The organism is Paraburkholderia madseniana (genome assembly GCF_009690905.1).
Taxonomy (GTDB): domain Bacteria; phylum Pseudomonadota; class Gammaproteobacteria; order Burkholderiales; family Burkholderiaceae; genus Paraburkholderia; species Paraburkholderia madseniana.
Genome location: NZ_VOSW01000050.1, coordinates 52,446 through 71,086, shown reverse-complemented (window position 1 = coordinate 71,086; position 18,641 = coordinate 52,446). Strand labels below are relative to the sequence as shown.

The 18,641-nt window shown below is 62.0% G+C and carries 19 protein-coding genes; 13 read left to right on the top strand and 6 right to left on the bottom strand.

The window, feature by feature from the left end; translation table 11 throughout:
- Positions 1-401 precede the first annotated feature (401 nt).
- The 3 genes from FSO04_RS25210 (at position 402) to FSO04_RS25200 (ending at position 4,874) form a co-directional block, all read left to right on the top strand.
- Positions 402-1,946, top strand: coding sequence for a methyl-accepting chemotaxis protein (locus tag FSO04_RS25210; protein ID WP_154563601.1), 1,545 nt, complete (start codon positions 402-404; stop codon positions 1,944-1,946).
- A 435-nt stretch (positions 1,947-2,381) separates the two neighbouring features.
- Entirely contained in the window at positions 2,382-3,005 is a 624-nt protein-coding gene (locus tag FSO04_RS25205; RefSeq protein ID WP_154563600.1) for a trimeric intracellular cation channel family protein, read from the top strand.
- 120 nt (positions 3,006-3,125) lie between these two features.
- The gene (locus FSO04_RS25200; RefSeq protein WP_154563599.1) at positions 3,126-4,874 is read left to right on the top strand and encodes a peptidoglycan D,D-transpeptidase FtsI family protein; all 1,749 of its coding nucleotides are present in this window, start codon (positions 3,126-3,128) and stop codon (positions 4,872-4,874) included.
- 47 nt (positions 4,875-4,921) lie between these two features.
- Here the strand turns inward: FSO04_RS25200 and FSO04_RS25195 are convergent, their stop codons facing one another.
- Complete coding sequence (locus tag FSO04_RS25195) at positions 4,922-6,037, bottom strand: GGDEF domain-containing protein (protein WP_168435828.1); 1,116 nt, start codon at positions 6,035-6,037, stop codon at positions 4,922-4,924.
- Positions 6,038-6,347: 310 nt separating this feature from the next.
- Between FSO04_RS25195 and FSO04_RS25190 the strand changes: the two genes are divergently transcribed.
- Positions 6,348-6,605 carry a DUF2866 domain-containing protein gene (locus tag FSO04_RS25190; RefSeq protein ID WP_093632986.1) on the top strand — a complete coding sequence of 86 codons (258 nt, stop codon included), beginning with the start codon at positions 6,348-6,350 and terminating at the stop codon, positions 6,603-6,605.
- Positions 6,606-6,627: 22 nt separating this feature from the next.
- Here FSO04_RS25190 and FSO04_RS25185 read toward each other — a convergent pair whose 3' ends face one another.
- Positions 6,628-7,266 (bottom strand): glutathione binding-like protein, encoded by a 639-nt coding sequence (locus FSO04_RS25185; RefSeq protein WP_154563597.1) that lies wholly within the window; start codon positions 7,264-7,266, stop codon positions 6,628-6,630.
- A 65-nt stretch (positions 7,267-7,331) separates the two neighbouring features.
- Between FSO04_RS25185 and FSO04_RS25180 the strand changes: the two genes are divergently transcribed.
- The 3 genes from FSO04_RS25180 to FSO04_RS25170 all read left to right on the top strand — a co-directional run bounded on the left by FSO04_RS25180 (position 7,332) and on the right by FSO04_RS25170 (position 8,722).
- Positions 7,332-8,012 carry a TetR/AcrR family transcriptional regulator gene (locus FSO04_RS25180; protein WP_154563595.1) on the top strand — a complete coding sequence of 227 codons (681 nt, stop codon included), beginning with the start codon at positions 7,332-7,334 and terminating at the stop codon, positions 8,010-8,012.
- Between the two features lie 68 nt (positions 8,013-8,080).
- The gene (locus FSO04_RS25175) at positions 8,081-8,239 is read left to right on the top strand and encodes a hypothetical protein (protein WP_154563593.1); all 159 of its coding nucleotides are present in this window, start codon (positions 8,081-8,083) and stop codon (positions 8,237-8,239) included.
- A gap of 114 nt (positions 8,240-8,353) precedes the next feature.
- Complete coding sequence (locus tag FSO04_RS25170) at positions 8,354-8,722, top strand: hypothetical protein (protein ID WP_154563591.1); 369 nt, start codon at positions 8,354-8,356, stop codon at positions 8,720-8,722.
- A gap of 71 nt (positions 8,723-8,793) precedes the next feature.
- Here FSO04_RS25170 and FSO04_RS25165 read toward each other — a convergent pair whose 3' ends face one another.
- Positions 8,794-9,420 carry a LysE family translocator gene (locus tag FSO04_RS25165; protein WP_154563589.1) on the bottom strand — a complete coding sequence of 209 codons (627 nt, stop codon included), beginning with the start codon at positions 9,418-9,420 and terminating at the stop codon, positions 8,794-8,796.
- A 165-nt stretch (positions 9,421-9,585) separates the two neighbouring features.
- Between FSO04_RS25165 and FSO04_RS25160 the strand changes: the two genes are divergently transcribed.
- The 4 genes from FSO04_RS25160 (at position 9,586) to FSO04_RS25145 (ending at position 12,995) form a co-directional block, all read left to right on the top strand.
- Positions 9,586-10,170, top strand: a complete 585-nt coding sequence (locus FSO04_RS25160) for an IMPACT family protein (RefSeq protein ID WP_154563587.1) — start codon at positions 9,586-9,588, stop codon at positions 10,168-10,170.
- Positions 10,171-10,437: 267 nt separating this feature from the next.
- The gene (locus FSO04_RS25155) at positions 10,438-10,977 is read left to right on the top strand and encodes a hypothetical protein (protein WP_168435827.1); all 540 of its coding nucleotides are present in this window, start codon (positions 10,438-10,440) and stop codon (positions 10,975-10,977) included.
- A 153-nt stretch (positions 10,978-11,130) separates the two neighbouring features.
- Positions 11,131-11,751 (top strand): LysE family translocator, encoded by a 621-nt coding sequence (locus tag FSO04_RS25150; protein WP_154563583.1) that lies wholly within the window; start codon positions 11,131-11,133, stop codon positions 11,749-11,751.
- 266 nt (positions 11,752-12,017) lie between these two features.
- Positions 12,018-12,995 carry a 2-dehydropantoate 2-reductase gene (locus tag FSO04_RS25145; RefSeq protein ID WP_154563581.1) on the top strand — a complete coding sequence of 326 codons (978 nt, stop codon included), beginning with the start codon at positions 12,018-12,020 and terminating at the stop codon, positions 12,993-12,995.
- Between the two features lie 89 nt (positions 12,996-13,084).
- Here FSO04_RS25145 and FSO04_RS25140 read toward each other — a convergent pair whose 3' ends face one another.
- Genes FSO04_RS25140 through oxlT form a run of 3 tightly spaced genes read right to left on the bottom strand, consistent with a single transcriptional unit; the run spans position 13,085 to position 16,877 of the window.
- Positions 13,085-14,536, bottom strand: a complete 1,452-nt coding sequence (locus FSO04_RS25140; RefSeq protein WP_154563579.1) for an aldehyde dehydrogenase family protein — start codon at positions 14,534-14,536, stop codon at positions 13,085-13,087.
- Positions 14,526-15,506 carry a LysR family transcriptional regulator gene (locus tag FSO04_RS25135; RefSeq protein ID WP_154563577.1) on the bottom strand — a complete coding sequence of 327 codons (981 nt, stop codon included), beginning with the start codon at positions 15,504-15,506 and terminating at the stop codon, positions 14,526-14,528. The genes FSO04_RS25140 and FSO04_RS25135 overlap by 11 nt, the downstream gene beginning before the upstream one ends.
- Before the next feature lie 30 nt (positions 15,507-15,536).
- A complete protein-coding gene (oxlT, locus tag FSO04_RS25130) occupies positions 15,537-16,877 on the bottom strand; it encodes an oxalate/formate MFS antiporter (RefSeq protein ID WP_154563575.1) in 1,341 nt (446 codons plus the stop codon).
- 385 nt (positions 16,878-17,262) lie between these two features.
- On the opposite strand from oxlT, the gene FSO04_RS25125 reads away from it, so the two are divergent.
- Both FSO04_RS25125 and FSO04_RS25120 read left to right on the top strand, forming a co-directional pair.
- A complete protein-coding gene (locus tag FSO04_RS25125) occupies positions 17,263-18,210 on the top strand; it encodes a LysR family transcriptional regulator (RefSeq protein ID WP_154563573.1) in 948 nt (315 codons plus the stop codon).
- Positions 18,211-18,306: 96 nt separating this feature from the next.
- Positions 18,307-18,612, top strand: coding sequence for an HAD family hydrolase (locus tag FSO04_RS25120; protein WP_154563571.1), 306 nt, complete (start codon positions 18,307-18,309; stop codon positions 18,610-18,612).
- Positions 18,613-18,641 lie beyond the last annotated feature (29 nt).

The window sequence follows — 18,641 nt, the reverse complement described above, 5'->3', positions numbered from 1 at the left end:
GCCCACTTAGCAGTAGCGGTTTGAGCTGCTTTCTCTTGCCTACTTCTCTTTGCAGCCGGCAAAGAGAAGTAGGTGCCGCCCCGCACAGGGGCAACGCTAATAGACCACTAACAATTCAAGGAAAGGCCAACGCCCCAAGAACACAGACAGCAAGCGCCGCGCAGGCAAAAAACCAATCAAAAGGCCAACGCCGTAGGCAACCAAACACCACCCCCAATTAGTCAGACAAAAAACAACGGGTTTCCCCTCCCCTGCGGAGCAAAGCAAAACAAGCCGTAAACACAGTCAGCAACAAGCCACTCGCTGCAAGCGAAAAAGCAAAGAGCGAAAAGCGAAGTGCCTACCCTGACCGACCACCTCGCGAAAGCGAAAGCAAAAGCGAAAGCAAAAAGCCCATTGCTATGACTCTGAACAAAAAACTAGCCTCAATGATCGCGGTCCTCTGGACCGGCCTGATCCTGATCGGCGGCTTCGGCGCATGGCAAAACCGCGCGTCGATGATCTCGGATCGCCGCGATCAACTCGTCGCGCTGATCGACCAGGCCAATCACATCGTCAATCGCTACTACACCCTCGCCCAGCAGCACACGATCACCGAAGACGAAGCCAAAAAGCAGGCGCTCGAAACGATCGCCGCCATGCGCTACGGCAAGGACGGCTATATCTCCGTCAACAACTCGCAATCGGTCATGCTGATGCACCCGATCAAGCCGGAACTGGTCGGCAAGAACATGGCGCAATTCACCGATCCGGCCGGTAATCATCTGTTCACGGATATCGTCACCGCAGGCAATCACGAGGGCGGCGGCTATGTCGACTATCTCTGGGCCAAACCCGGCAGCGACAAACCCGTGGCGAAAACCAGCTTCTCGCGCCACTTCGAGCCGTGGGACTGGTATCTCGTCACCGGCATGTACATGGACGACGTGCAGCGCGCGTTCTACGCCAACCTGCTGCGCTGGCTCGTCATCACCCTGACGCTCGGCGCGATCGCCACAACCGTCATGCTGCTGGTGTTGCGAAGCATCCGCCGCACGCTCGGCGGCGACCTCGAAGTCGCGGTCGAAGCGGCTCAACTGATGGCGAGCGGCAACCTCGCCACGCGCGTGCCGCTGCAAGCGAACGACACCGGCGGCAGTCTGTTGCACGCGCTCCACACCATGCAGGCCGGTCTCGTCGATACAGTTTCGCGCGTGCGTCTCGGTACCGACAACATCAATATCGGCGCAACCGAAATCGCCGCCGGCAACACGGATCTGTCGCAACGCACCGAGGAACAGGCTGCGGCGCTCGTCGAAACGGCGTCGAGCATGGATCAGATGACGGTCAACGTGAAGCAGAACGCGGACAGCGCCCTGCAAGCGGCACAACTCGCCGGTCAGGCGGCGGATGTGGCCACGCGCGGCAGCCGCGTCGTCGACGACGTGGTCCGCACGATGGGCGAAATCACCAGCAGCTCGCGGCAGATCGGCGACATCATCGGCGTGATCGACGGCATCGCGTTCCAGACCAACATCCTCGCGCTTAACGCCGCGGTTGAAGCGGCTCGCGCGGGCGAACAGGGTCGCGGTTTCGCTGTGGTCGCCGCGGAAGTGCGCAGCCTCGCGCAGCGCTCGGCCACGGCCGCGAAGGAAATCAAGGCGTTGATCGAAACGTCCACCCATACCGTCGAAGCGGGTGCGTCGCTGGTCGCTAACGCCGGTTCGACCATGGGCGAGATCGTGCAGTCGGTGCGCCGCGTGAACGAAATCCTCGAGGAAATCAGCAACGCGTCGCGCGAACAGAGCGCGGGCATCGAACAGGTCAATCGCGCAGTCGGCGAAATGGATCAGGTTACGCAGCAAAATGCCGCGCTGGTCGAAGAAGCCGCCGCCGCAGCCCATTCGCTGAAGGATCAGGTGGGTGTGTTGCGCGAGGCAATCTCGAGCTTCGCTTTGCCGGCCTGAGGCCGCCGGCTCTTTTCAGGCAGCGGGACACGAGCAGAAAAGAGGCGCACAAAAAGAAGGCGCTCAACAGGCAGAGAGCGCCTCTTTAACACGCCGCGTCGGAGTCGACGCATTAATCGAACGAGCCAGCCGCGCGGATTTTCAAGTCCACGCGGCTTTTTTGTGGCCGCCTGCGTTTGCGCCTGTGCATGCGCCGGCTACGTCTTGCGGCTACGGCTATGCCCGTGTCTGCGACGGCGCCCCGTTCAACGAACGCTTACCCCGCCCGATCCCGCAACCAGGTTAAGCCGAATTTGGCATCGCCGAATTCGGCTTAAGGCATTTTCATCATGATCCGCCGCTTCCGATAATGGCCGCTTTCTCAACGCGCGCCTCGCGGCAAGCTCCCATGTGGGCCTCCCCTCTCGCGGCGCCATCCCACCAAGGCTCGCCGTCATGTTGCTCCACCTCCTCTACCTCGTTGCGATCGTCGCCGAAGCCATGTCCGGCGCATTGATGGGCATGCGCCGCGGTATGGACCGCTTCGGCCTGTGCCTCGTCGGCACCGTCACCGCGCTCGGCGGCGGCACGGTGCGCGACGTGCTGCTCGGTCACTATCCCCTTGCATGGATCTCGCATCCAGATTACGTTCTGATTACAATCGGGGCAGCGTCGGTTGCCGCGGCCAGCGCCAAATGGCTGCGCAACTGGCAACGGCTGTTCGTCACGGTCGACGCGATCGGCCTGATCGCGTTCACGGTTATCGGTTGCGACGTCGCCGCGACGCTGGACGTGAGCCCGGCGATCGTCGTGCTGGCCGGCGCGATTACCGGCGTGTGCGGCGGCATGCTGCGCGACCTGCTGTGCAACCAGATGCCGCTCGTGTTGCGTGAGGAGTTGTACGCCAGCATCGCGCTCGGCGCAGGCGCGCTGTACGTCGCACTACAAGCCTGCGACGTGGCGCCGGCGCAGGCTTCCATCGTGGTGCTGGCAGTCGGTTTCGCAGTGCGCATGCTGGCCGTGCGGTTTCGTTGGCAATTCAAGGTATTCACCGCCGCCGATTCCGGCGGCGCAGGCTAATCCCGCTGCACGCCACGCGCGTGTGGCTTTCGCTCGAGGAGCACGCTCGACAGTCACGCGCAACGGGCCACCGGCGTCGCCGGTTTCTCGCCTTCGCACTGCTGTTCGTTATCCGCACCCATGATCCAAAAGAAGAAATCGCAGTCGCACGATCCGTACGCGCCCGTCGCGAAGAACCAGTTGCTGGCCGCGCGCCTGCCCATGTGGCGTTCGAAACTTGTCGTCCTGCTGGTGTTCGGCGCGTTCGCGTCGCTGGCGGCGCGCGCGTTCTGGGTGCAGGTGGTCAATCAGGACTTCTACGTCGATCAGGGGCAAAAGCGCTATCAGCGCACGCTCGAACTCGACGCAACGCGTGGGCGAATCGTCGACCGTAACGGCTCGATGCTCGCCGTCAGCCTCGCGACCTACGAGATCTGGGCCTCGCCCAAGCTGCTCGACGAAGCCTCGTTCGCGCCGCTTTCGAAGCTGCTCGACCTGCCGCTGGCGGAACTGCGCCGGCGTCTGAACGGCGACAAAACCTTCGTGCTGCTCAAGCGCCAGGTGGATGCCGACACCGCCGATCATCTCAACAAACTGGGTCTCGCCGGCATCACGCAGATCGCGGATTCAAAGCGCTTTTATCCCGAAGGCGAATCGGCGGCGCACGTGGTCGGCTTCACGGATATCGAGGACAACGGCCAGGAAGGCGTCGAGCTCGCCGCCAACGAGCAACTGCTCGGCGTGCCGGGCCAGCGCGAAGTGATTCGCGACCGCCTGGGCCGGGTGGTGTCCGAGACCCGGCCGCTCGTGCCCGCGCAGAACGGCGACACCATCCACCTGACGATCGATCGGCGCATCCAGCAACTCGCTTACGCGCAACTGAAGGACGCCATCGCCAAACATCACGCCGAGGCCGGCAGCGTGGTCGTGCTCGATGCGCGCAACGGCGAGATTCTCGCGCTCGCCAACTATCCGAGCTTCGATCCGAACGACCGCGCGCGGCTCACCGGGCGGCAACTGCGCAATCGCGCGGTCGTCGACACCTTCGAGCCGGGCTCGACGATCAAGCCGGTCGTCGTCGCGCTGTCGATCGACGAGGGCAAGGTGCGGCCGCAAAGCATCATCGATACCGCACCGGGGTGGTACAAGATCGGCCCGGCAGTGATTCACGACACGTCGAATCACGGCGCGATGACCGTCGCCGAAGCCGTGCAGAAGTCGAGCAATATCGCGCTCGCCAAGCTCGCCCTGAATCTGCCCGCTGAAAAGATCTGGAACAAGTATCAGGAATACGGGCTTGGGTTGAGGCCCGAGCTGACCTTTCCGGGCGTCGCGTCGGGCAAGGTGCGTCCGTACAAACGCTGGCGTCCGATCGAACAGGCGACCATGGCGTATGGCTACGGCCTGTCCACTTCGCTACTGCAGATCGCGCAGGTCTATACCGCCTATGCCGGCGACGGCACCATGCATCACGTGAGTCTGTTGCGGACAGACAAAAACGCGGACGGGACTGCGAGCGCGAGTAGCGCGGTGCAGGCCATGGATAAGGGCCATGCAGTCACAACGCCCGCCACCGCGCGCGCAATCCGTTCGATGCTTGAAATGGCCACCGGCGCCGGCGGCACAGGGCGCGCTGCGGCGGTGGAAGGCTACCGGATCGGCGGCAAAACCGGCACGGCGCGCAAGCAGGTCGGCGCGACTTACGCGAAAAACCGTTACCGCGCGCTGTTTGTCGGCATGGCGCCGATGAGCGACCCGCGGCTGATCGTCGCCGTGATGATCGACGACCCGGCCGGCAAGGCGTTTTATGGTGGGACGGTGGCCGGGCCGGTGTTCGGCGCGGTAACGGGTGGAGCGCTGCAATTGCTGGGGGTGCCGCCGGATGCGTGAGGATCCGCTACGCCGTGAATCGCGCCGCGCCGTTCCAGCAGCGACGGTTAGCGTGGCGCGTTATCGCTGCCCGCTTTCGCCAAGGCCTCGATGCGGTTACGACCATTGCGTTTGGCCTGGTACATCGCCCGATCGGCTTCTTCCATCATCGCGTGGCCGAGCGCGGGCGCGTCGGCAGGCGCACCCGTAATCGTGCGCGCCGCCACGCCGATCGACACGGTCAACGCGATGCGCTCGCCATGGTCGTCCTGCAAATCCAGCCTTTCGACAGCCAGCCGCACGCGCTCGGCGACCGTCAGCGCATCGGCCCGATCGCCTTGCAGCAGCGCAGTGAACTCTTCGCCGCCGTAGCGCGCCACGGTGTCGCCCAAGCGCACCTGCTGCCGCACGCACGCCGCCACTGCCGCCAGCGCGCGGTCGCCGGTCTGATGGCCGTAGGTGTCGTTGATCCGCTTGAAGCTGTCGATATCGATGAAAAGACACGCGACCGGCACGCCATACCGGACCGCACGCATGATTTCCTCGCGCAGCCGTTCATCGAAGTAGCGGCGATTGGCGAGGCCGGTCAGCGAATCGGTCATACCGAGTTGCTTGAGCCGCTCACGATGCGCGACATTGTCGAGACTCGCCGTGACGATGCTCGCAAAGCGCTCCAGAATATCCGTAGCCATGCCTTCAGCGAAACGCGCCGGGTCGTCGCTGCACAGGCATAGATAGCCGCTGACGGTGTCGCCTGCGGCAAGCGGCAGCAAGATCGCGCTCGCCGGCGTGTCGGCGTCGCCGAAGAATGCGCGGCGCACCGTTTCATCCAGTTGGCCAAGCTTGCCCAGCCATGGCCGTCCCTCGTCGCACAAACCTTGGGCCGCAAGCCCTCCTTCGCGTGACGTTCTCAGATTGGTCTGGTCGAGCGCATCCAGAGCGCCCGGATCGAGCAGTTCGAGCAGCATCGGCGCGCGGTCGTCGAGCCACAATGTCACGCTCGCCAACGAGAACTCCTTCGGCAGATGGCTGAACAGCGTGTCGAGAAACGACGCGAAATCCTGCGCGCCGATCAACCTCAACTCGACGTTCTGGAAGCGGCGCAGCGTGCGCTCGTTGTGCTGCACGGTATCGACGAGCGAGCGCAGTCGGTCTGAAAGCGGCGTTTGAGCGAGATTCGTCACGTTATTGATGCGGGCCCGGAGGCGAAGCGGGGTCGGCGGCCCCAACCGCTGTAATAACGGCCAATTCCGCGAGGTCTTGAGGGTTGGATCGCCAGGTACGCAAATCAGCGCTTTAACGGGGCGATCAGGCAGAGGAATCAAGCGCGGGAATTTTGAGCGTGATCTTAAGTTTGGCTTAATTCTTACCTGTAACTATGGCATCCAACATCCCCTGTTGAGCCGCCAGAACATCGGCGGCGCTTTTTTTCTCAAGGGATGTCGCCGACGCGCCGATAGATGGACAGCATGCCTGCGAAGAAGGAGTCAAACGATGGTGGAAGACACGGTATTCGAGCATTTGCGCGCGATGCCCGGCAACGAATGGGTGCGCCAGATCCACTCGTGCAAGGTCTCGGATCCCTTGCAGCCCCCTTGGGGACGCTCGTACAGACTCGTCGAATGGACCATGAAGCACACCCCCGAATCGAGCCGCCGCGTGGTGCCGGCGGAAAGCACGCCACTCGAAATCGCACAGGCGGTTGTGTCGCACATTCCGGGGCGCCGCTTCTGCCAGCACGGCGACGATTAATCCCGTTGCCGGCAACCTGCCCTCAGTTTTTCGCGCTCTTCGCCATTTCTTCCTCAAACAGGGCGAATTCCTCCCCTGCGGCCTTTGCGACACTCGGCCGCTGCATCAACCGCTTGTAGTAAGCCGCCACCGCCGGCCATTGCGACAGATCGATGCCGCCATGCGACGCCCAGTTCAGCACGGTGACCAGATACGCGTCGCCCACGCTGAACGCGTCGAGCAGATACTCGCTTTGCGCCAGATGATCCTGCAGAACGCCTAGCCGCAACGCGGCCTTGTCGCGCGCATAGCGCTTCACGTCTTCGGGCGCGCGCGCATCGAGCAGCGGCACGAACACCGCCTTGTGCAACTCCGTACTGATAAAACCCAGCCATTGCTGCAAGCGCGCGCGCTGTGCCGTGCCCGCGGCAGGCGCGAGCCGTGCGGCCGGAAAATGATCGGCCACATACGGCAGGATCGCCGTGTTTTCGGTCAACAGCCAGCCTTCGTCCGTACGCAGCACCGGCACCTGCCCGAGCGGACTGATCGGATAGAAGTCCGAGCCGTCCGACAACTGTTTCGACTTCGTGTCGACCTGAATGAACCCAGCCTGCGCCCCCGCCTCGTACAACGCGATTCGGGTGGCCAGTGAACAAGCGAGCGGCGAGAAGTACAGATCCATGGGGAATCCCCTGTCGTTGGTGTTTTTGTACTATATTGCATATAAATCACTTCCGCCATATTTTTATGCAGACCAGTACAAAAAAAGAGGTCCGCCCGCGCGGCCGTCCGCGTGCCTATGATTCCGACCAGGCGCTCGCCGATGCAAGAGACGTGTTCTGGCGCAGCGGCTATGCGGGCACCTCGCTGGATCAACTGAGCACCGCGACCGGTATGAACCGCCCGAGTCTGTACGGTGCATTCGGCGACAAACATGCGTTGTATCTGACCACGCTCGAACGTTATATCGAGGCCGGCCGGCTCGCGATGGTTCATGCACTCGGCGAAGACCTGCCATTGCCGCAGGCCCTGCTGCGCGTTTATGACGGCGCGCTCGCGTGGTACCTGCCCGCCGACGGCGATCCGCTCGGCTGCTTCATGATCGGTACCGCCGCGGTCGAAGCGGTGGATGACGCCGAAGTCCGCGCAGCGCTAGCCGAGGGATTGCGCACCTACGACAAGGCCTTCGAGAAACGCTTAAAGCTGGCGCAGGCCGCAGGCGAACTGGCCGCCGATGCGCAACCGCCCCTTCTCGCAAAGATCGCATCGGCGATTTTGCACAGCCTCGCGTTACGCGCCCGCGCAGGCGATTCGCGCGCGTCGCTGCGGGCGACGGCGGTTGCAGGGGTGGCGTTGATATGTGGCAATGCGGGCGCGTTACCTGTGCCGGCAACGGGCAAAACCACAGCGAAGGGACGTGGACGCTAGGCGGAAGGGGTTCGCTCGCGTCGTTCGGTTTCCGTTCAGATCACGGGCGGCCGAGGGTAGCCGGGCCTTTGCAATGCTTGACAGTCACGGCGAACGTTTATGCCTATGATGCGTTGATTCGCCCGACACGTCATGGTTTCGACATGAACTATCCGTACGACGTACTGACCGCTGCCTGTCTTTTCATCATCGTGATCTCCAGCTCCATCATGCTCGCGCTCACCTGAGCGAGCGTTGTAACGCCCCTGCTGTAGGGGCTGCGAGCAGGTCAACGTGCGCTACGCGGTTCTGTAAAAAGACGGGATATACTGTACATATATACAGTACTTTTCGTCTGAACAATGCGCCTCCCTCCCTTCGACCCTCCCACGCTCGCCGAACTGCGCGCCTGGTGGCGCACGCGCGACGAGCAGGCCATCCAGCGCCTCATCCTCGAGATTCAACGGCAGCGGCTCACGCTGCTGGAGTTGCGCAACCTGATCGACAGCGGCGTCCAGCAGGCGCGCGCCGCCGACCGCACGCTGGTCGAACGCGGCGAACCATTAATGACGTTACGCATACGGATCGCGCAGGAAGTGCTGCGTGTGGGTGATATCGACGATACGCGGCAGATGAGCCGCGCCGAACAGGAAAAGCTCGCCGTGCGCACCGAGGGCCAGATGGAATACGCGCGCGAAGGTCGCCTGAGGCGGCAGCGTCGGAATATCTAGTTCGAGTGTCGCAGCGTGTTTCCGCGCACTCGAACGAGAAGACGGTGCGCAGCCGGCTCAATGCCGCTGGGTCAGCGCGTTTGCGTGGCGACGCGCAGGCCGAGCGAAATGAACAGCACGCCGATGATCTTGTTTTGCCAGCGGCCAAGCCATGTCAGGCGCTTGACGAGTTTGCCCAACGGACGAATCGTCAGCACGATCAGCGTTGTATAAAGCGCGCTCATGCCGACGAAGATCAGTCCGAGCGTCGTGAACTGCAGGAACGAAGAACCATGCTCAGGGCGAACGAACTGCGGCAGGAACGCGAGGAAAAACAGCGCGGTCTTGGGATTCAACACTTCGGCAGGGATCGCCTGAAAGAAGGCCTTGGAAGCGGATACCGGCGCAACTGCCGGCACATGCGCGCTCGCCTGCTTTTCGCGCAAGGCGCGAATGCCAAGATAGACGAGATAGGCGGCGCCGACGAATTTCACGGCATTGAAGGCGAGTGCCGACGTCATCAGCAAGGCCGACAGGCCAATCGATGCAGCTAACGTGTGGATGAAATCGCCAACGGCGATGCCGAGGCCGGTGAGTATGCCGGCCTTGCGCCCACCATGCACCGTGCGGGTCAAAACCAGCAGCACGGCCGGACCGGGAATCAGAAAGAGCCCGAGGACAACGGCAACGAAGGTTCCTAGCGTAGAAAGATCAAGCATGTCGTCTCCTGGGTGGCGCGCCCGGTTCAGCGGACAGGCGCGCGTTCAGCGGACGATTGTAGATCGTTCGGCGATTCCCCGCCGACGATCCGTTACCATTGCGGGCACAGGGCCGCATACGCTCCACATGCGGCGCGCATTTTTTCATCCACTGAAGTCTTTGCCTTGCCCACCTACACCTTGCCCGCGCCGCTCTCCGCGGAACTCGAGATTCGCAAGAGCCGTTTCATCGCGCACGCGATACCGGTCGCCGACCGCGACGCCGCGATGGCCGAGTTGCGGCGTCTGCGCGAGGAGCATCCCGGCGCGACGCATGTCTGCTGGGCGCTGCTGGCAGGTGGCCAGTCAGGCATGTCCGACGACGGTGAGCCGTCCGGCACCGCGGGCCGGCCGATTCTCGAAGTGCTGCGGCATCATGATCTGGACGGCGTGCTGGCGGCCGTCGTGCGGTATTACGGCGGCGTGAAGCTGGGCGCCGGCGGGTTGGTGCGAGCGTATACCGACGCGATTGCCTCGGTTCTATTGGACGCGCCGCGGGTGGAGAGGATTGCCCAGGTAACGCTGATCGTCGAAGTAGGCTATGCCGATGAAGCGAAGGTGCGCAGATGGATCGAGGCTGAGGGTTATGGACTTGTGGACAGTGCTTACGGGATGCTGGTGAAGATGACTGTCCGCCTGCCCGTCAATGCGGTAGATGATGCCCGGCTAGCTCTGGTGGATATGACCCAGGGGAAAGCTGGGTTTTTTTGATCACGTTGCCCTCCGAGCGGGGCTGCTTCAATCGCTCGAGAATTCCCGACCCTGATCCAGGTAATGACCCAACTAAGGACCCAACTAAGAAGATGCACGGGATCGGCTCGCTGCTACCATGCTGCTCTGTACCGGAATGACTCCACTTAAAAGGCAATTCCTCTGACCTCGACCGCCGCTTTTTCCAGCACAGCGCCCGAGTCGCCGCAACAGAGTCAGTCTCTGCGGCCATCACTCGGTCCCATGCGTCCGGCCCTGAGATCCGCTGTGCTCAAGGGTTGCGGCGTCGTCGCACTGCCGTTGATGCTGTCCGCCTGCTCCTGGTCGTGGTTCGGCCTGAATTGCGCACCGCGCGCAGCCGCCCATCCAACCGGCTGGCTCAGCGTCGCGCCCGCCAGCGATTTCGCCTACATGCCGGCTCGCAACGGCCAGGTTTCGCCGAACCGGATCGAAAACACGGCGATGACCGGCATCGTGCTAAAAAGCGATATCAACGAGGCCGTGCGCAACAGCATTGCCAGCAGCTTGCAGGTCGCGGGCTTTCATCTCACCGAAGACAGGAAGGTGCTGAGCGGCAGCATCGAGAAGTTCACGGTGGACGACGCGCGGTCGCCGGCGTTCTGGACGCTGAAAATGCGCTACATCGTGACCGATGCCGCGACCCAGAAGGTTGTGTTCTCAACCACCAAGACGGTCCGGCAGAAATCGCCTAAATTCACGAGCAATACCATCGCCATCGAAGACACGGTCAAGCTGAGCGTCGAAGCGTTGATCAGCGACCCAGGCTTCGTTAATTCGGTGAATTAAGCGGACGGACTGAATCGGCGCCATCCGCCGATTCGCTACAATCGGGAAATATCGAGGGAAACGCGAAAATCGCGCAGAATCGAAGCGCCGCTGGCGCCTGCCGCCTCGCGTGCCCGATTCGGCAACCCTGCCCCCTTCCCCGTGCGAGCCGTCATGTCTATCACCACCTGGCTGTTCTTCCTGCCCGCCTGCTTCGCGATCAACCTCGCGCCCGGCCCGAACAATCTTCTATCGATCAACGTTGCTGCGCGTCACGGCTTCATGACAGCTTTCGTCGGCGGCACCGGCCGGCTGGTCGCGTTCGCGTTGATGCTGGTGTTGGCTGCGACCGGCCTTGCCGTCGTGCTGCACGCATCCGAGTGGTTCTTTCTCGCGATTAAACTGGCCGGCGCCGCGTATCTGATCTGGCTTGCCATTCAGTTGTGGCGCAGCGACGCGCCCGCTATCGATACGATCCAGCAGGACGACGCGTCGCTCTGGCGGATTGCGCGGCAGGAGTGTCTCGTGGCCGCGGGCAATCCGAAGGCAATTCTGGTTTTCACCGCCTTTTTGCCGCAGTTCGTCGATATCGCCAAACCGATGCTGCCGCAGTTCGCGGTACTCGGCGCGAGCTTTCTGGTCCTCGAATGGGTGGCGATCGCGCTGTATTCGTGGGCCGGGATGCACCTTGGCAAGTGGCTCGTTCGCGCCAAGGTTCGCCGGTGGTTCAATCGCTGCTGCGGGACGTTTCTGGCGGCTATCGGCGTGAGCTTTCTGCTGGTTCGGCGGACATAAAGCGCTTGAACTCAAAGCTTGATATTCAGCTTTCCGAATTATCTGTCCAGCAACACCTCGGCTGTACGACGCCTTCTAGCTCCGTTGAAACCCGAGTGGCAGTCGGCCTGTTCCTGCAACCATAAACAATAGCTAATGCACGATCGCAGAAACTTTAACTGTCAGTAATCGTCCTGCACCCTTATGCTCGAAGAATGACCCGCCGCCTCGGCAGAACCATGCGCGGCATCGGACAAGCGACTTCTCATAGTCATAGGGGCGGCATCATGAAGATCTGTATCTTCGGAGCAGGAGCGATTGGCGGTTTGATGGGCGTGCAACTGGCGCGTGCCGGCGCGGATGTGAGTTTCGTCGCGCGCGGCGCGCATCTTGCTGCAATGCGCGAACACGGCGCGCGCCTGATCATGGACGGCGAGACGATCAGCACGCCGGTACGCTGCACGTCCGACCCGCGCGAACTCGGCGTGCAAGACTTCGTGATCATCACGCTGAAGGCGCACTCGCTGCCCGGCGTAGTCGACGCGATGCAGCCGCTCCTCGGCAAGCACACGGCCATCGTTACCGGCGTCAACGGCATTCCCTACTGGTACTTCTATCAGCACGGCGGAAAATTCGCCGGCACGCGGCTCGCCAGCATCGACCCGGACGGCAGCCAATGGACCAAACTCGGACCAGAACGCGCGATTGGCTGTGTGCTGTACCCCGCTGCGGAGATCGTCGAGCCGGGCGTCATCAAGCATGTGTACGGCAAGAAATTCCCGATCGGCGAGCCGAGCGGCGAACGCACGCCGCGCATTCAGCAATTGCATGAAATCATGCAGGCGGCGGGTTTCGATGCGCCGATTCGCGACAATATCCGCGACGAAATCTGGCTCAAGCTGTGGGGCAACCTTTGCTTCAATCCGATCAGCGCATTGACCCACGCCACGCTCGACATCCTCACCAGCGACCCCGGCACGCGTGCGGTATCACGCACGATGATGCTGGAAGCCAAGCGCATTGCGGATCAGTTCGGCGTGCATTTTCGCGTGGATGTGGAAAAGCGCATCGACGGTGCGGGTGCGGTCGGCGCGCATAAGACCTCGACGCTGGTCGATCTGGAGAATCGCCGTCCGATGGAGATCGATCCGCTGCTGACGGTGGTGCAGGAAATGGGCCGTCTCGTTGCCGAGCCCACGCCGACTATCGACGTCGTGCTTGCCCTCATCAAGCTGCGCGAACGGATGGCATTGCAGGGCGATTGAGATTGAGCGCCAACGCACGCTGCAGCTAACCCCTCTCACAAGCTTCAGAAAAGGATCGAACGCCACGCGTTCGATCCTTTTTTACATCGCTATTGATCGATCGCGAGCCACACTGCCTTGGGCTCGGTGAAGTTTTCAATCGCCACGTCGCCGTGCTCACGGCCAAAGCCCGAATCGCCGGAGCCGCCCCAAGGCAAGCGCACATCGGTATAGCCGTAGGTGTTGATCCACACGGTACCCGCCTTCAGGTCACGCGCGACCCGATGCACGCGACCGATATCCGCGCTCCATACGCCGGCTGCGAGGCTATACAACGTGCCGTTGGCGATACGGATCGCATCGGCTTCGTCATTGAAGCGAATCACGCTGGCCACCGGCCCGAAGATCTCCTCCTGCGAAATGCGCATTTCATGTTCGACGTTGGCAAACACCGTCGGCTCGACAAAGAAGCCGCGCTCGCCCACCCGCACGCCGCCGGTCACGAGCGATGCCCCCTCGGAGCGCCCTGTCTCGACATAGCCGAGCACGGTTTTCATCTGCGCCGCGGAGATAAGCGGCCCCATCGACGTTTCACGCGCCGCCGGATCGCCGACCTTGATCGCCTTCGCACGTGCCGCGAGACGCTCGACCACTTCGTCGTAGACGTCACGGTGAGCCAGAATGCGCGAGCCTGCCGAACATACCTGGCCGGTGTTGAAGAAAATCCCCGACGCCGCGGCTCGCACCGCATTGTCGAGATTCGCATCCGGGAAGATCAGGTTCGCCGACTTGCCGCCGAGTTCGAGCGTGACCCGTTTGAAGTTGCCGGCCGCGCCCTGCAGAATGCCGCGCCCCACGGAAGGCGAGCCCGTGAAGGTCACCTTGTCGATGCCGGGATGCGCCACCAGCGCATCGCCTACCACCCGCCCCTTGCCGGTGACGATGTTCAGTACTCCCGGAGGCACACCCGCTTCGAGCGCGAGTTCGCCGAGGCGCAACGCGGTCAGCGGCGTAATCTCCGCGGGCTTGACGATCAGCGTGCAACCGCACGCCAGTGCGGGCGCGATTTTCCACATGCCGATCATCAGCGGGAAATTCCACGGCACGATCGCGGCGACCACGCCGACCGGCTCGCGCAGCGTGTACGTCAAGGCATCGGGACGCACCGGCACCACCTGCCCATTGATCTTGTCGCACCAGCCTGCGTAGTATTCGAGCGTATCGATCGCCGCCGGAATATCCTGGCGCATTACCGCCGAGATCGGCTTGCCGGCGTCGAGGCTTTCGAGCGCCGCGAGTTCGTCCAGATTCGCGCGCATCAGGCCGGCCAGACGCATCAGTATGCGGCCACGCTCGGCTGCCCGTATCGCGTTCCACACTTTCAATGCGGCGCGCGCCGCGTGCACTGCGGTATCGACATCGGCTGCACTGCCTTGTGCAACCAGCGCAATCGGCTCTTCGGTCGCCGGGTTGATGTCGACGGAATATTCGCCGGTGCCAGGCGGCAAACGCTTGCCGTCGATCAGCAAATCATGGCGCCTGAGGTCGGTTTCAGTTTCCATCATGAAGCTCCTTGCTTGGGATGTTGCGTGGGCTGACCGGCAGCGGATCGGCCGGCGCCGCGCCGGAGGCAGGCGAAGCCACACCGGCGAGCGCGGCAAACTGCGCCCAGGCCGCTGCAGCGTTGGGTCTGAGGGAGCGATTGCGGCGATGCACGAGCAGCGTCGTCAGATTTATCTCGGGAGCGAGCGGCCTGCTCACCAGTGACGCGCCGGGCGCGGGCCAGTGTCCATCGACGGGTAAAACGCCGACGCCAAGGCCCAATTCGACCATGCGCGACACTGCCGCAACATGGCCGAGTTCCTGCACGGGCCGTCGCTTCAGGCCGTGCGAATTGAAGGCAAGATCGAGCGCGGCGCGCACACCCGCGTCGGCATTCAACGTGACGAGCGCCCACTCGTGTAATGCATGCCACGCGACGCTGGCTTGCCGCGCGAGCGGATGCGCGGATGGCATCACCACATGCAGCGGCGTCGTGAACACCACTTGCGCGTGCAACTGATCGCCGGCCAGGGGTTCCGCCACGGAGACCACGCCGAAGTCCACTTCCCCCTGCTCGACGCTCGCGAGCACGCTGCTTTGCGATTGATCCTTGACGGACACGTTCAGCTCGGGAAACGCTGACGCGCAACGCGCCAGCCCCTGCGCCACCCAACTCGACGACAACACGGGATTGCTCGCCAGCACGACCACGCCAGTGTGTCCGTCGTAAGCGGCACGCTCCTCGCGCAGCGTCAATTCGATTTCGTCGAGCAGGCGGCCGATTCTGCGCTCGAGACTCGCGCCCGCATGAGTCAGTTCTACCTGCCGCGTGGTGCGGTCGAACAGCTTCAATTCAACGGCGTCTTCAAGTTCGCGCACGCAACGGCTCACCGCCGACTGCGTCAGATCGAACTCGCGCGCCGCGCGCGTAAAGCTCCGTTCCCGCGCGACGGCGACAAACACCTTGAGTTGCTGCAGCGAAACATTCATAACGTTACTGCCGGGTGTGGATGGGTCACCCTATTCCCCCGATTGCTCAGGCCAGTGGCTAAGCCGCGAGGCCTTGCTGCCGGCGACGGCCGGCACACCCTGGGGCTCGTTGTGCGCCTCGATCCAGCGCGAACGCATTGGCGCAAGAATGAACTTCGCCGAGATGCCCGCGACAATCGTGACGACGGCGGAAACGATAAACACGAGACTCCAGCCGCCTGTGGCCGACAGTACCGAAGCAATCGGCACGAGCAGCGAGGCCGTGCCCTTCGCGGTGTACAACGTGCCCGCATTGGCCGCCGCATACTTGCTGCCGAAGGTATCGGCGCAAATCGCCGGGAAGATCGAGAAAATTTCGCCCCAGAACATGAAGATCAACGCGGCGAACGTCATGAACGCATACGGGTTGGTGCCGTACTGCATGAGGCCGAGCAATGCGAGGCCCTCGCCGATGAAGATCACGAACATCGTGTTCTCACGGCCGAGTTTGTCGGAGATGAAACCGCACAGCGGACGGGTGAAGCCGTTGCAGATATTGTCGATGGAAAGCGTGGCCGTGAGCAGTGGCAGGGTCATGCCGAAGATCGTCATCGGAATGCGTGCGAGCCCCCAGTCTTTGGCGATCGGGCCGATTTGCGCGGTCGCCATCAGGCCGCCCGCCGCCACCGCGACAAACGACACGTAGATCACCCAGAACACCGGTGTCTTGATCATCTGGCCCGGCGTGTAATCGACCTTGGTGACCGCGAACTTCTTCTTCGGTGCGGCTTGCTGGCGCAAGTTTGGCTTCTTCAACAGCAGCGCGAGCAAAAGTATGCTGACGCCCTGCAGAATGCCGAAGAAAAAGAAGGTGTGCTCGTAGCCCGAGCGCGTGATCATGTTGGCGATCGGAATGACGGTGACGGCCGCGCCCGCGCCAAAACCTGCAGCAGTCAAACCGGCCGCAAGACCCCGGCGATCCGGAAACCACTTCAACGCGTTGCCGACACAGGTACCGTACACGCCGCCTGCGCCGATCCCGGCAATGACCGCCGACACATACAGCATCGGCAAGGTCGTCGCATACGAATTGATGACCCACGCGAGGCCGGCGCATACCGCACCGCCGGCAACCACGGGGCGCGGTCCGAACTTGTCGACCAGCCAGCCCTCCACCGGCACGAGCCACGTTTCCGTGAGGATGAAAATAGCGAACGCGAGCTGAATGGAAGCTTCACCCCAGTGATGCCGCGAATTCATCGGCGTGACGAACAACGTCCATGCATATTGCAGATTGGCCACCAATGCCATGCACATCATGCCGATGACGAGCTGCCACCAGCGGTTCGCCCAGAATGCGCGAGTCGTGGTCTGTCGAGTGATATCGTCCATGAGCCTTGTCTCCGCTATTTATTGAGTGCGGCCGGCCGTCACGCCGCACTGTATGCGTCTCACCTTATGCTTATGACCCGAACAGCCTTGCCATTCGGGAATATTTAATATATGCGTCTTTAATTCGAATTATTTAAGGCCCGCTCCTGCCTGAATCATCATTTTTCAGACGATTTCTTTATTCCGATCAATTAAGTATCGGCACTGCATCGACGTTTCGCCGTCTTCCTTGCTACGCCTCGAATCCAAGCGTTAACCCGAGTACTGCGCCGAGTGCTGCACCGCCAATTCTGCTTCTTATGCAGCCCCATGCTAGGGTCATTGCTGAATAACTAATAATTAAAGTTTGTTATTATGTCGATTCATATTTGCTTATACATCGGCCATGACGATGCGCAATGCCACTCTGCGGCAATTGAAGGTCTTTGAAACGGTAGCGCGCCACCTCAGCTTCTCGCGTGCCGCGGAAGAATTGCATCTGACGCAGCCCGCCGTCTCCACCCAGGTCCGGCAACTCGAGGAACACGCAGGGCTGCCGCTGTTCGAGCAGCTCGGCAAAAAAATCTATCTGACGCCGGCCGGCACCGAGATGCTTCACTACAGCCGCGCGATCATTCAGCAGTTCCACGAAGTCGACGAGGCGATGAGTCAGCTCAAGGGCGTCTCCGGCGGCAAGCTGAACGTCGCGGTGATCAGCGCCGGCGACTACTTTTTCCCGCGCCTGCTGGCCGAATTCACGCAGCGTTACGCGGGCGTCGTGCTCAATCTCGCCGTGCACAATCGCGCAGAACTGTTGCATCAACTCGCGACCAACCAGACCGATCTCGCGGTGATGGTGCGGCCGCCGCACGAAACCGACGCGACCAACGAACCGTTCGCGCCGCACCCTTATGTGATCGTGGCGGCGCCCACGCATCCGCTCGCGCACAAACGCAACATCAAGATGAGTCAGTTGGCGAGCGAGGCCTTCATCGTGCGCGAACGCGGCTCGGACACCTGGAATTCGATGGAAGAAGGCTTCGCCGGCCGTCTCTCCAATCTCAAGATCGCGATGGAGATCAAGAGCACCGAGACGATCAAACAGGCCGTGATCGCCGGCATGGGCATCGCGTTCCTGTCCGCGCATACGATCAGTCTCGAGTTGCAGCTCGGCCATCTGGTCGTGCTCGACGTCGAAAGCTTTCCCGTCATGCTCAACTGGTACGTCGTACATCGGAAGAACAAGCGCCTGCCGCCGGTTGCAGTCGCCTTCAAACGCTTCCTGATGGAGGAAGGCGCGGGTCTCATCGAGAAGATCACGCGCGTGAAGGAATTGAGCGTCTATAAACAGTAGGCTATGGAAAGCCAATGAAACTTTAACTATTGCGGATTGATCAGTATCCCTATGCTGCAAGTGAGTTTCCTTACTTGTCAGCCCTGGAGGCCGATCATGAACCACGCTGCGGTTGAGTCTCACGCCAGCACACGTACTACACGCGCCACCGCGAACAATCCCGACGACGCCCATCTGAGCGCGTTCAACGCGGCCTTCAGCGACCTTGGCCTGCGGTTCCGCTGGGACCAGGCCACACTCGACGTGCTGAAGGAATTCAACAGCGAAGCGGCGCGCATCACCGCCTACATCGAGCGGTTTCACGCGCATCTTCACAGCGCGTACGACGCCGAGTTTCTTGCCCAGATGATCCTGAGCAAGAAAGCCTGGTACTACAGCGAATTCGCGGCGGCCGGCGAATAAGGGCTTCGACGGGACGATTCCGCCGCTCG